Below are 12,513 nucleotides of genomic sequence, written 5' to 3' on the forward strand. Positions count from 1 at the left end.
TCGGGCATGCGTCTGCGGCGGTAACGCTTGGTTACTATGCTCACTTCATGCCGGAGGCCGGAAGCAAGGGTCGCACCGCCCTCGACAGATTGTTGGGGAGAAAGGGAGACGAGCGTGCCAGTCGACACTCCCCAGATTCTCCCCAGGGGTGATCGTGGCTGTTTCCCCGGATTGAAGCACCTCGGAGGTAGTCGTGGAATGTAAGACAAATGCGCGACGGGGCCTTCGTAAGTGCTGAGAGAGGTCACCGCCACCCGCTATGTCGAGCCCCTGCACTCGGGCGGCTCCGTCCCCGGGGTCGTAGAAGCGGACGACCTCGGCACCTACGTCGTGAAGTTCACCGGCTCCGCGCAGGGCCGCAAGGCGCTCGTCGCCGAGGTGATCGTGGGGGAACTGGCCCGCGCCCTCGGGCTGCGCTTCCCGGAACTCGTCCTGGTGCGCTTCGACCCGGCGATCGCGGACCACGAACCCCATCAGGAGGTACGGGACCTGCACGCGGCGAGCGCCGGTGTGAACCTCGGCATGGATCACCTGCCGGGCGCCCGTGACTTCACCCCGGAGATCGCCCGGGTCTTCCCCGTCGATCCGCTGGAGGCCGGGAGGATCGTCTGGCTCGACGCGCTGACCGTGAACGTCGACCGTACGGTGCACAGCTCCAACCTGATGGTCTGGCCCACCCTCGGCGTCGCACCCCCGCGCCTGTGGCTGATCGACCACGGCGCCGCCCTGGTCTTCCATCACCGCTGGGGCGCCACCGACCCCCGCAGGGCCTACGACTTCCGGCACCACGCCCTCGGCCACTACGGGCCCGACGTGCGGGCCGCCGACGCCGAGCTGGCGCCCCGCGTCACCGAGGAGCTGCTGCGGCACATCCTCGCGGAGGTCCCGGACGCCTGGCTCGCGGACGAGCCGGGTTTCGCCGGCGCGGACGCGGTGCGCGAGGCGTACGTGACGTACCTCCGTGCCCGCGCGCAGACCTCCGCGGACTGGCTGCCCACCGGCTTCCCCACCCGGGAGGAACTCGCCGCCGAGGAGGCCCTCCGGGCGGCGAAGAATCAGCAAGGACGCCCCGCGTGGCTCAAGCAGGTGCCCGACCTGCACGGCAAGCCCGCGGCCGAACAGGATTGGTCGGTGCACCTCGGATGACGGATGTTCAGCGGACCGAGATCGAACCGACGGAGGAGGCCCCGGGCGCGTCGGCACGGGTCGAGATCGAATACTGCACCCAGTGCCGCTGGCTGCCCCGCGCGGCCTGGCTGGCGCAGGAACTGCTCACGACCTTCGAGGCGGAACTGACGGAACTGGCCCTCAAGCCCGGCACGGGCGGGGTGTTCATCGTCCGCGTCGGCGACGAGGTCGTCTGGGACCGGCGCGAGCGGGGCTTCCCGGAGCCGACGGCGGTGAAGAAGGCCGTACGCGACCGAGTGGCCCCGGAGAAGTCCCTGGGCCACTCGGAGCGCTAGCGGTTCGACCCGTGCTCAGCCCTTGAGCTGCTCGTACGCCGGGAGCGTCAGGAAGTCGGCGTAGTCCTCGTCGAGCGAGACCGTCAGCAGCAGGTCGTGCGCCTGCTGCCAGTTGCCGGTCGCGAAGGCCTCGTCGCCGATCTCGGCGCGGATGTTCGCGAGCTCCTCGGCGGCGACCTTGCGGGCCAGGTCGGCGGTGACCTGCTCGCCGTTGTCGAGGACGACCTCCGCGTTGATCCACTGCCAGATCTGGGAACGGGAGATCTCGGCGGTGGCCGCGTCCTCCATCAGGTTGAAGATGGCGACGGCGCCGAGACCGCGCAGCCACGCCTCGATGTAACGGATGCCCACCTGCACGGCGTTGACCAGGCCCGCGTACGTCGGCTTGGCGTCGAGCGAGTCGACGGCGATCAGGTCGGCCGCCTCGACGACGACGTCCTCGCGGAGGCGGTCCTTCTGGTGGGGCTTGTCGCCGAGGACCTTGTCGAAGGACTCCATGGCGATCGGCACCAGGTCGGGGTGGGCGACCCAGGAGCCGTCGAAGCCGTCGCCGGCCTCGCGGTCCTTGTCGGCGCGGACCTTCTCGAACGCGACCTTGTTGACCTCGGCGTCCCGGCGGGACGGGATGAACGCCGCCATGCCGCCGATGGCGTGGGCGCCGCGCTTGTGACAGGTGCGGACGAGGAGTTCGGTGTACGCGCGCATGAACGGGGCCGTCATCGTCACCGCGTTGCGGTCCGGCAGGACGAACTTGGCTCCGCCGTCACGGAAGTTCTTGACGATGGAGAACAGGTAGTCCCAACGGCCCGCGTTCAGCCCGGAGGCGTGGTCGCGCAGCTCGTAGAGGATCTCCTCCATCTCGTACGCGGCGGTGATCGTCTCGATGAGGACGGTCGCGCGGACCGTGCCCTGCGGGATGCCGCAGTACTCCTGCGCGAAGACGAACACCTCGTTCCAGAGGCGGGCCTCCAGGTGGGACTCCGTCTTCGGAAGGTAGAAGTACGGGCCCTTGCCGAGGTCCAGCAGGCGCTGGGCGTTGTGGAAGAAGTACAGGCCGAAGTCGACGAACGCGCCGGGCACGGGGGTGCCGTCGGCGTCGACGAGGTGACGCTCGTTCAGGTGCCAGCCGCGCGGGCGCATGACGACCGTGGCGAGTTCCTGGTCCGCCTTCAGCGCGTACGACTTGCCGGACTTCGCGTCGGTGAAGTCGATGTTCCGGGTGTAGGCGTCGCTCAGGTTGACCTGGCCGAGGACCACGTTCTCCCAGGTGGGCGCGGAGGCGTCCTCGAAGTCCGCGAGCCACACCTTGGCGCCCGAGTTGAGGGCGTTGATGGTCATCTTGCGGTCGGTGGGACCGGTGATCTCGACCCGCCGGTCGTTCAGGGCGTCCGGGGCCGGGGCGACCCTCCAGGAGTCGTCGGCGCGGACCGAGGCCGTCTCCGGGAGGAAGTCGAGGGTGGAGGTGCGGGCGATCTCGGCGCGGCGCTCGGCGCGGCGGGCGAGGAGCTCGTCACGCCGGGGCGTGAACCGCCGGTGCAGCTCGGCCACGAAGGCGAGCGCCGCTTCGGTGAGGACCTCCTCCTGCCGGGGCAGGGGCTCGGCGTCGACGATGGCCAGCGGGGACGGCGCTGGAGCGGACATGAACGGTCACTTCCTTCAGCGAGCTGTGAAGACGAGCCGGCGTGCTTGGCACCGGGTGCCAGTCTTCCCGGATACGGCGTTCGGCGCCCGGGGAGCGTACGGGCGCTTCTGAACAGTGGATACTAGTTTCCTCATGGTGGAAGTTCAATCGTCTGTTGATGTCGAGATTCTCAGGGTCGAGGCAAGGTGGCGCTCCGTGCCACCCCGCTCACTCCAGGTGGGCCAGATCGGCTTCGGTGTCGATGTCGAAAGGCCGGGCGACATCCCCGCACTCGACTAGGGCGATCGCCGTCCGGTGCTCCTTCAGGTAGGCGCGTGCCCCCCGGTCCCCGGTCGCAGTCGCGGCGATGCCCGCCCAGTGGGCGGCGCCGAACAGCACAGGGTGGCCGCGCACGCCGTCGTACGCGGCGGAGGCGAGCGACTTCTCGCCCTCGTACGCCGCGAGGACCCGGGCCACCGCCTCGGGCCCGATGCCGGGCTGGTCGACGAGTGACACCAGGGCGGCCCGTACGCCTGTGCCGGCGAGCGAGTCGAGCCCGGCACGCAGGGAACTCCCCATCCCCTGCTCCCAGTCGGGGTTGTCCACCAGGACGCAGCCCGGCAGGGAGGCTCGTGCGCGCACGTCGTCGGCCTGTGCGCCCAGGACCACGTGGACCGTCGCGCAGCCGCCCTCCCGCAGCACCCGCACCGCGTGCTCCACCAGGGGCCGGCCGTGATGGTGGAGCAGTGCCTTGGGCCGCCCGTCGAGCCGCCGCCCGCCACCGGCCGCGAGCAGCAGTCCCGCAACGGCTCGTGCCCCGCCCGTCGTCTCCCGTGTCGTCATGGCTCCTGCATACCGCACGCCCCGTACGGGGGTGCGACGGCGCGGAGCGCGCGTCGCACGGGCGTGCGCCCCGGGCCAGAAAGTCACTCAGCGAAACAAGTCGATGACGCAATGGGCTGGCGCCTGGTGGCCCGCGTCGTTTACTGTCGCCCGCACCGACCGGCCGGGCGCCCGACTGCGGCCCGGTGTGGGGGACTTCGCGTCGGAAAGGCATGCGTACGACGAGGTGCGAGGGGGAGGACTGTGTTGCGGAGCGTCGAGCAGAAGCGGCAGGGGCCTGTGGCCGGCGGCGACGAGGACCCACGCGTGCCGGAGCTGCGCTCCGCCGTGTCCCGGTTACGCCGCCGACTGGCCGCCCATCCCGGCGAGTTCGCCGACCGGGCCATCGCCGAGGAGGAACTGGCCGCGCTGGCGGCCATGGCCGCCGACGGGATCCCCGAGATCCCCTGCCTGCGCCGCTCCCTCCTGCTGATCGCGGGCGCGATCGGCTCCATGAGCGCCCTGTCCGCGGAGCTCACGGAGGTCCGGCGGGCCGTCGATCTCTTCGGTGGGCCGGTGCGGGGTCAGGGGTAGGCGCCCGGGCCGGTCGGGCCCGGCGCCCCGCGGCCCGCCGCCGTTACGCCGGGCTCTGACTTGCGAGCGCCGCGGACAGCTCCACGGCGACCTGCTGGAGCACCGGCACGATCTTGTCCGTCGCCGCCTCGGTGACCCGGCCCGCCGGGCCGGAGATGGAGATGGCCGCGGCGGTGGGGGAGTCGGGCACCGGCACCGCGAGGCAACGGACCCCGATCTCCTGCTCGTTGTCGTCGATGGCGTAGCCCTGCCGGCGCACGTCCTCCAGGGCCGCGAGGAAACCGTCGGCCGTCGTGATCGTCTTCTCCGTCGCGGCGGGCATGCCCGTACGGGAGAGCAGCGCCCGCACCTCTTCCGGCGGGAAACCGGCCAGCAGGGCCTTGCCCACGCCCGTGGAGTGCGGCAGCACCCGTCGCCCGACCTCCGTGAACATGCGCATCGAGTGCTTCGACGGCACCTGCGCCACGTAGACGATCTCGTCCCCGTCCAGCAGCGCCATGTTCGCCGTCTCGCCGGTCTCCTCGACCAGGTGCGCGAGGTACGGCCGTGCCCAGGTGCCCAGCAGTCGGGAGGCCGACTCGCCGAGGCGGATCAGGCGCGGGCCGAGCGCGTACCGCCGGTTGGGCTGCTGACGTACGTACCCGCAGGCCACCAGCGTGCGCATCAGGCGGTGGATGGTCGGCAGGGGCAGGCCGCTGCTCGCGGACAGCTCGCTCAGGCCGACCTCGCCACCCGCGTCCGCCATCCGTTCGAGCAGGTCGAAGGCGCGCTCCAGGGACTGGACGCCGCCGTTGGCGGAGGACCGGGCGGAGTCGGTGGTGCTGGCGCTGGACGTCGGCACGGCGCGTTCCTTTCGGGGCGGGCGGGAAGGGCAGAAGCCTACCCGGCGGTCGGTTGACTCCCCGCTTGTACGTAGCTACGTTCTGCTTACTGGAAGTGTAATTCCGCTTTGTGGAAACGTCCAGGAGTTTCACCGAAGGGCGCCGCAGTCAAGTGTGCCCTTGACGGCGCGGAAGAGGGAGTGAAGACTTCTTCAACAGAAAGTTGAATTCCGTTACGCGGAAGTAAGGGGTTCGGGTGTCCGACGCTGAACTGGTGCTGCGCTCGACGCGAGTCATCACCCCCGAAGGAACGCGGGCCGCATCCGTCGCGGTGACCGGCGGCACGATCACGGCCGTCCTCCCGCACGACGCGCCCGTCCCCGAAGGCGCTCGCCTGGAGGACCTGGGCGACCACGTCCTGCTGCCCGGCCTGGTCGACACACACGTGCACGTCAACGATCCCGGCCGCACCGAGTGGGAGGGCTTCTGGACCGCCACCCGCGCCGCCGCGGCCGGTGGCATCACGACCCTCGTCGACATGCCCCTCAACTCCCTCCCGCCGACCACGACCGTCCCGCATCTGCGGACCAAGCAGCAGGTCGCCGCCGACAAGGCGCACATCGACGTCGGCTTCTGGGGCGGCGCCCTGCCCGACAACCTCAAGGACCTCCGCCCGCTGCACGAGGCCGGCGTGTTCGGCTTCAAGGCGTTCCTGTCACCGTCCGGCGTGGACGAGTTCCCGCACCTGGAGCGGGACGCCCTCGCCCGCACCATGGCAGAGATCGCCGCCTTCGACGGCCTGCTCATCGTGCACGCCGAGGACCCCCACCTGCTCGCCTCCGCCCCGCAGCAGCCCGGCCCGAAGTACGCCGACTTCCTCGCCTCCCGCCCCCGGGACGCCGAGGACACCGCCATCGCCCGGCTCATCCGTGAGGCGAAGGCCCTCGATGCGCGCGTGCACGTGCTCCACCTGTCCTCCAGCGACGCCCTGCCGATGATCGCCGAGGCGCGGGCGGAGGGCGTGCGCATCACCGTGGAGACCTGCCCCCACTACCTGACCCTCACCGCCGAGGAAGTCCCCGACGGCGCCAGCGAGTTCAAGTGCTGCCCGCCCATCCGCGAGGCCGCCAACCAGGACCTGCTCTGGCAGGCCCTCGCCGACGGCACCATCGACTGCGTCGTCACCGACCACTCCCCGTCCACGGCCGACCTGAAGACCGACGACTTCGCGACGGCCTGGGGCGGCATCTCCGGCCTCCAGCTGAGCCTGGCCGCGGTGTGGACCGAGGCCCGCAGGCGCGGGCACGGCCTGGCGGACGTGGTGCGCTGGATGTCCGCGCGCACCTGCGAACTGGTCGGGCTCGACGACCGCAAGGGCGCCATCGCGGTGGGCCGCGACGCCGACTTCGCCGTCCTCGCCCCCGACGAGACCTTCACCGTCGACCCGGTGGCCCTCCAGCACCGCAACCACGTCACGGCGTACGCGGGCAGGACCCTGCACGGCGTCGTGAAGTCCACCTGGCTGCGCGGGCAGCGCATCGTCGCGGACGGCGAGTTCACCGAACCGAAGGGGCGGCTCCTCACCAGGACCCACTGAATCCCATCCTCGATTTCGAAAGGCAGACCTGATCACCGTGACGGCGATTCCCAGCTTCACCGGCGACGCGAACCCCTACGGAGGCGGCGACCCGTACGCGGACTACCGCACCGCCGACTTCCCCTTCACCCAGTACGCCGACCTCGCCGACCGGCGCCTCGGAGCCGGTGTCATCGCCGCCAACGACGAGTTCTTCGCCCAGCGCGAGAACCTGCTGGTGCCCGAGCCCGCCGAGTTCGACCCCGAGCACTTCGGCCACAAGGGCAAGATCATGGACGGTTGGGAGACCCGCCGCCGCCGGGGCGCCTCTGCCGACCACCCCTGGCCGACCGCCGAGGACCACGACTGGGCACTGGTCCGCCTCGGCGCCCCGGGCGTGATCCGCGGGATCGTCGTCGACACCGCCCACTTCCGCGGCAATTACCCGCAGGCCGTGTCCGTCGAGGGCACCTGCGTGCCCGGCTCACCGTCGCCCAAGGAGCTCCTCGGGGACGACGTGAAGTGGACGACCCTCGTCCCGCGCACCGCGGTCGGGGGCCACGCGGCGAACGGTTTCGCCGTCGCCGCCGAGCAGTGCTTCACGCACCTCCGGGTCAACCAGCACCCCGACGGCGGCATCGCCCGCCTGCGCGTCCACGGCGAGGTCGTCCCCGACCCCGCGTGGCTGGAGGCGCTGGGCACCTTCGACGTCGTCGCCCTGGAGAACGGCGGCCGGGCCGAGGACGCCTCCAACCTCTTCTACTCGCCCGCCTCCAACACCATCCAGCCGGGCCGCTCCCGCAAGATGGACGACGGCTGGGAGACCCGCCGCCGACGCGACCAGGGCCACGACTGGATCCGCTACCGGCTCGCCGCCCAGGCCCAGGTCCGTGCCCTGGAGATCGACACCGCCTACCTCAAGGGCAACAGCGCCGGCTGGGCGTCGGTGTCCGTCCGGGACGGCGAGGACGGCGAGTGGCAGGAGATCCTGCCCCGCACCCGCCTCCAGCCCGACACCAACCACCGCTTCGTGCTCCCGGCCCCGGCCGTCGGCACGCACGCGCGCGTGGACATCTTCCCGGACGGCGGCATCTCCAGGCTCCGCCTGTTCGGGTCCCTGACCCCCGAGGGCACGAGCCGGCTGGCGGCACGCCACCAGGAGCTCGGCGGCTGACCCGACCCGTGGGGCGCACCGGCCGGACAGCACCGGTGCGCCCCACGCACGGCGCGGCGCGGTGCCCTCAGGGGGGAACGCGCAACAGGGCGCCCGCGCCTGACGGGGAGCACGTCTCGGGCGCCCGCGCCTGACGGGGAGCACGTCTCGAAGCACCGCTCACACCCACGCGTGCCTCACGCCGCGTGGCCTCCGTCCACGGAGAACTCCGCCCCGGTCACGTACGTCGCCCCCGCCAGGTAGGCGACCGTCGACGCCACCTCCTCCGCCGTCCCGAACCGGCCCAGCGCCGTCATCGCCGCCTGCCCGGCCGCGTACGGCCCGTCCGCCGGGTTCATGTCCGTGTCGATCGGGCCGGGAAGGACCAGGTTCGCCGTGATCCCGCGCCCGCCCAGTTCCCGGGCCAGTGCCTTGGTCAGACCGGCCAGGGCCGCCTTGCTCGTCGCGTAGAGGGTCCCGCCCGGCCCCGGCACCCGCTGGGCCATGCAACTGCCGATCGTGATGATCCGACCGCCCTCGGGCAGCCACGCGGCGGCCGCCTGGGAGGCCAGGAAGACACCCCGCACGTTGACGTCGAGGACCCGGTCCACGTCCGCGAGCGACAGGGTGTCCAGCGGACCGAGCACCCCCACACCGGCGTTGTTGACCAGGATGTCGAGCCTGCCCAGCGCCTGCGCCGCCGCGTCCACCATCTCGGCCGCCTCCGTGGCATCGCCCGTGTCCGCGCGCAGCGCCACCGCCCGGCGCCCCAGCGCCTCCACGGCCCGTACGACGTCCTCGGCCGCCTCCTTGCCGTTCACATAGCCGACGGCCACGTCCGCGCCCTCACGCGCCAGCCGCACCGCCGTCGCCGCGCCGATGCCACGGCTCCCGCCGGTCACGAGCGCCACCTTGCCGTCCAGAGTTCCCTGAGAAGTCATGGCTCCATCCCAGCGGCCGCGCGGCACCGGCGCTGGCGGCGAACGGACGTCGACGTTCCCGGTCGCGCGCCGGAGGTTCCACGGTCCGGCACACACCCGATGCGCCCACAATCGATGCGCCGCACACCCGATCCGCACCCACTCGATCCGGCTTTGCACCCGATCCGGCATGCACCCGATCCGGAGCCCACCCGATCCGACGCACATGCGGAACCTTTCCCTCCGCCTCCCTCGTTCTCCGGTCGTGACCCTTCAGCAAGAGATCGTCGGCAACGCCATGCAGATGGCGGTCGTGAGCCTGCAGCCCGGTCAGACGGTGTACTGCGAGGCCGGAAAGTTCCTGTTCAAGACCACGAACGTGACCATGGAGACCCGCCTGGGCGGCCCGTCGGGCGGGGGTGGGCAGCAGTCGCAGCCCGGCGGCAGCGGCTCGGGCGGCATGGGCGGGCTGCTGCGCCAGGCCATGGGCACGGCCATGCAGGCCGGCCAGCGCGCCCTCGCGGGGGAGTCGCTGGCGTTCCAGTACTTCACCACCCAGGGCGGCGAAGGCACCGTCGGCTTCGCGGGCGTGCTCCCCGGGGAGATGCGGGCGCTGGAACTGGACGGCACGCGCGCGTGGTTCGCCGAGAAGGACGCCTTCGTGGCCGCGGAGTCCACCGTCGACTTCGGCATCGCCTTCCAGGGCGGCCGTACCGGCCGGAGCGGCGGCGAGGGTTTCGTCCTGGAGAAGTTCACCGGACGCGGCACGGTGATCATCGCCGGAGCCGGCAACTTCATCGACCTGAACCCGGCCGACTTCGGCGGCCGCGTCGAGGTCGACACGGGGTGCGTGGTGGCCTTCGAGGAAGGCATCCAGTACGGCGTCCAGCGCGTCGGCGGCCTCAACCGCCAGGGCGTGATGAACGCGGTCTTCGGCGGCGAGGGGCTGTCCCTGGCCACTCTGGAGGGCAACGGCCGCGTGATCCTCCAGTCCCTCACCATCGAGAGCCTCGCGAACGCCCTGAGGAAGGCCCAGGGTGGCGACAAGCAGGGCCCGACGGGCGGGCTGTTCTCCACGAACGCCCAATGAGCGGACGTTCGGACCGGCGACGAGTTGCGGGTGCTGATGGGGTCTGACGTGATGGCATCAGGCCCCACACCAGGAAGCGGGCACCCGCCATGGGCAAGCTTGTCTCCCCCTTCTTCGGGAGCGTCACCGGCGGGGGCGTCTCGATCCAGACGTACGACCTGAAGGGCCGGCCGGAGTACGGCGAGTCCGGCCTGCCGGAAGGCGCGTGAGGGCGCTGCCGGGCCGGTGAACTCCCCGCGAACTCACGGGGCTTCACAGGAAATTCTCCTGGCTTGTCATTGACATGCCAGCGTCTACGCGCGTCATCATGAGCGTCATGAATTTCCCCCCACGCGCCTCGCGGCTCGGCGCAGCAGCCGCCCTTCTGTCCGCTCTCCTCGTCGGCGGAACCGTCTCCGCCACCACGGCCGACGCGGCCCCCACCGCCGTCGGCGACATCTGCTACAGCGACCTGCCGTCCCAGGCCCACGACACGCTCGACCTGATCGAGCAGGGCGGCCCCTACCCGTACGACCAGGACGGCACCGTCTTCCAGAACCGGGAAGGCGTCCTGCCCAGCAAGTCGTCCGGCTACTACCACGAGTACACGGTCATCACCCCGGGCTCCTCCAACCGCGGTGCGCGGCGCATCGTCACCGGTGAGCAGAACCAGGAGGACTACTACACGGCCGACCACTACGAGTCGTTCGACCTGGTCGACTACGGCTGCTGAGCCCTGACGGGACCGCGGGCCGGACGTCCGTCGGCAGCTCAGACGGACGTCCGGCTCCCGGCCGCCGCGAACAGGGCCACGCCCAGCACGAGCAGCGCGACGCTCGCGTAGATCTCGTAGCCGTCGAGGAACCCCAGGCGCTGGACCAGGCCCCAGTTCCAGTCGGTGAACTCGTGCACCAGGCCCGCCACGCCCTGGACCAGGGCGAGGAAACCGAGAATCTCCAGTACCTGCTTCATGCCCCCAGCCTCGTCCGGCGGACCCCTCACGCACATCGGCCGCGGGACGAGCACCCCGGGACGGAAGTCCCCGCTCCGGGGTGCCGGCCGACATCGAAAGTCTGCGGCGTGACGACTTTGGTCGACGATCCCGCCCGAGGACGGCCGGTCGCGCTTCGGCTGCGTAGATTTGGCGCCGTGAGTGGTGACGACGTGGGGCACGCCTCCCCGGTACCGGTGGGGGCGACGCCCGCGCTCGTCACCGGGCGCAGATGGTTCTTCCCCTCGGCGCTCCTGCACGAACTCGACCCGGACGCCGCACGGGCCGGGCGGCGGCCCCGGCGCACCGCCCGCGACTGGGTCGTCGACTTCTCCTGCTTCCTGCTGGCCGTGATCGTGGGCGCGACCGCCATGGAGGCGCTCGCCGACAACCCCCACGTGCCGCCCGGGCTCGCCGCCGTCGACCAGGTGATCGGCGCGCTGGCCTGCGCGGCGGTCTGGCTGCGGCGCCGCTGGCCGCTGGGGCTGGCCGTGGTCATGACGCCCCTCTCCCTCGTCTCGGACACCTCGGGCGGCGCGGGCCTGATCGCCCTGTTCACCCTCGCCGTGCACCGCCCCTTCCGGTACGTGGCATGGGTGGGCGGCATCAACGTGGCGTTGGTGCCGCTCTACTACTGGCTGCGCCCCGACGCGGACGTCCCCTATCTGGTGAGCGTTCCCTTCGCGGTGGTGCTCACCGTGGCGATCGTCGGCTGGGGCATGTTCGTACGGGCCAAACGGCAGCTGATGGTGAGCCTCAGGGACCGCGCCCGGCGCGCCGAGACCGAGGCGCGGCTGCGGGCCGAACAGGCCCAGCGGCTCGCCCGCGAGGCCATCGCCCGGGAGATGCACGACGTGCTCGCCCACCGGCTGACGCTGCTCAGCGTGCACGCGGGCGCCCTGGAGTTCCGGCCCGACGCGCCCCCGGCACAGACGGCGCGGGCGGCGGGCGTGATCCGGGAGAGCGCGCACGAGGCACTCCAGGACCTGCGGGAGATCATCGGTGTACTGCGCGCGGGCGAACCCGACGACACGGGCCGGCCGCAGCCGACCCTCGCGGCGATGGACACGCTGGTCGCGGAGTCCCGCGAGGCCGGCATGAAGGTCGCCCTCGACCAGCGCGTCGAGGAAGCCGCCGCCGTCCCGTCCTCCGTGGGCCGCACCGCCTACCGGATCGCCCAGGAAGGCCTGACCAACGCGCGCAAGCACGCCCCCGGCACGGAGGTCACGGTGACGGTCACCGGCGCGCCGGGCACCGGCCTCACCGTCCGCGTGCACAACCCGCCACCCGTGGGCGAGGTGCCGCACGTCCCGGGCTCCGGGCAGGGCCTGATCGGCCTCACGGAGCGGGCGACCCTCGCGGGCGGCCGGCTGGAGCACGGGCACACGCCCGGGGGCGGGTTCGAGGTGGGGGCGTGGCTGCCGTGGCCGTGAGCACCCCTCGCCCTGCCCTGCGGCCGTCAACCGCGCGCGCGGCGCCGGGT

Annotated in this window: 13 protein-coding genes; 8 read left to right on the top strand and 5 right to left on the bottom strand. The window is 71.8% G+C overall.

The annotated features are described in order from the left end of the window. Positions 1 to 231 precede the first annotated feature (231 nt). Together QOL88_RS31770 and QOL88_RS31775 are read left to right on the top strand one after the other, a co-directional pair. Positions 232 to 1,146, top strand: a complete 915-nt coding sequence (locus tag QOL88_RS31770) for a HipA family kinase (protein ID WP_097221713.1) — start codon at positions 232 to 234, stop codon at positions 1,144 to 1,146. Then, the gene (locus QOL88_RS31775; RefSeq protein ID WP_097221714.1) at positions 1,143 to 1,463 is read left to right on the top strand and encodes an Rdx family protein; all 321 of its coding nucleotides are present in this window, start codon (positions 1,143 to 1,145) and stop codon (positions 1,461 to 1,463) included. Before QOL88_RS31770 ends, QOL88_RS31775 begins: the two co-directional genes overlap by 4 nt. 15 nt (positions 1,464 to 1,478) lie before the next feature. Here QOL88_RS31775 and aceB read toward each other — a convergent pair whose 3' ends face one another. Together aceB and QOL88_RS31785 are read right to left on the bottom strand one after the other, a co-directional pair. Then, the gene (gene aceB / locus QOL88_RS31780) at positions 1,479 to 3,104 is read right to left on the bottom strand and encodes a malate synthase A (protein WP_097221715.1); all 1,626 of its coding nucleotides are present in this window, start codon (positions 3,102 to 3,104) and stop codon (positions 1,479 to 1,481) included. A 208-nt stretch (positions 3,105 to 3,312) separates the two neighbouring features. Next, a complete protein-coding gene (locus QOL88_RS31785) occupies positions 3,313 to 3,927 on the bottom strand; it encodes a nucleotidyltransferase family protein (protein WP_097221716.1) in 615 nt (204 codons plus the stop codon). 243 nt (positions 3,928 to 4,170) lie between these two features. Here QOL88_RS31785 and QOL88_RS31790 point away from each other — a divergent pair, with 243 nt between their 5' ends. Beyond that, complete coding sequence (locus QOL88_RS31790) at positions 4,171 to 4,500, top strand: DUF5955 family protein (RefSeq protein ID WP_097221717.1); 330 nt, start codon at positions 4,171 to 4,173, stop codon at positions 4,498 to 4,500. Between the two features lie 43 nt (positions 4,501 to 4,543). On the opposite strand, the gene QOL88_RS31795 is transcribed toward QOL88_RS31790, so the two are convergent. Then, positions 4,544 to 5,341, bottom strand: coding sequence for an IclR family transcriptional regulator (locus QOL88_RS31795; protein WP_097221718.1), 798 nt, complete (start codon positions 5,339 to 5,341; stop codon positions 4,544 to 4,546). Positions 5,342 to 5,577: 236 nt separating this feature from the next. Between QOL88_RS31795 and allB the strand changes: the two genes are divergently transcribed. Then, entirely contained in the window at positions 5,578 to 6,918 is a 1,341-nt protein-coding gene (allB, locus tag QOL88_RS31800) for an allantoinase AllB (protein ID WP_097221719.1), read from the top strand. Positions 6,919 to 6,955: 37 nt separating this feature from the next. Further along, positions 6,956 to 8,071: an allantoicase gene (gene alc / locus QOL88_RS31805; RefSeq protein ID WP_097221720.1), complete on the top strand. Its 1,116-nt coding sequence runs from the start codon at positions 6,956 to 6,958 to the stop codon at positions 8,069 to 8,071. Positions 8,072 to 8,247: 176 nt separating this feature from the next. Here alc and QOL88_RS31810 read toward each other — a convergent pair whose 3' ends face one another. Next, entirely contained in the window at positions 8,248 to 8,991 is a 744-nt protein-coding gene (locus QOL88_RS31810) for a 3-oxoacyl-ACP reductase family protein (RefSeq protein ID WP_097221721.1), read from the bottom strand. 244 nt (positions 8,992 to 9,235) lie between these two features. On the opposite strand from QOL88_RS31810, the gene QOL88_RS31815 reads away from it, so the two are divergent. Continuing rightward, positions 9,236 to 10,060: an AIM24 family protein gene (locus QOL88_RS31815; RefSeq protein WP_097221722.1), complete on the top strand. Its 825-nt coding sequence runs from the start codon at positions 9,236 to 9,238 to the stop codon at positions 10,058 to 10,060. A gap of 316 nt (positions 10,061 to 10,376) precedes the next feature. Then, positions 10,377 to 10,772, top strand: coding sequence for a guanyl-specific ribonuclease (locus tag QOL88_RS31820; RefSeq protein WP_097221723.1), 396 nt, complete (start codon positions 10,377 to 10,379; stop codon positions 10,770 to 10,772). A 38-nt stretch (positions 10,773 to 10,810) separates the two neighbouring features. Here QOL88_RS31820 and QOL88_RS31825 read toward each other — a convergent pair whose 3' ends face one another. Further along, on the bottom strand, positions 10,811 to 11,011 hold the full coding sequence (locus tag QOL88_RS31825; RefSeq protein WP_097221724.1) for a hypothetical protein: 201 nt from the start codon (positions 11,009 to 11,011) through the stop codon (positions 10,811 to 10,813). Positions 11,012 to 11,188: 177 nt separating this feature from the next. Here QOL88_RS31825 and QOL88_RS31830 point away from each other — a divergent pair, with 177 nt between their 5' ends. Then, the gene (locus tag QOL88_RS31830) at positions 11,189 to 12,463 is read left to right on the top strand and encodes a sensor histidine kinase (RefSeq protein ID WP_373559320.1); all 1,275 of its coding nucleotides are present in this window, start codon (positions 11,189 to 11,191) and stop codon (positions 12,461 to 12,463) included. Positions 12,464 to 12,513: the final 50 nt, after the last annotated feature.

Origin of the sequence: Streptomyces sp. Ag82_O1-12 (genome assembly GCF_900182715.1) — a bacterium.
Taxonomy (GTDB): domain Bacteria; phylum Actinomycetota; class Actinomycetes; order Streptomycetales; family Streptomycetaceae; genus Streptomyces; species Streptomyces massasporeus.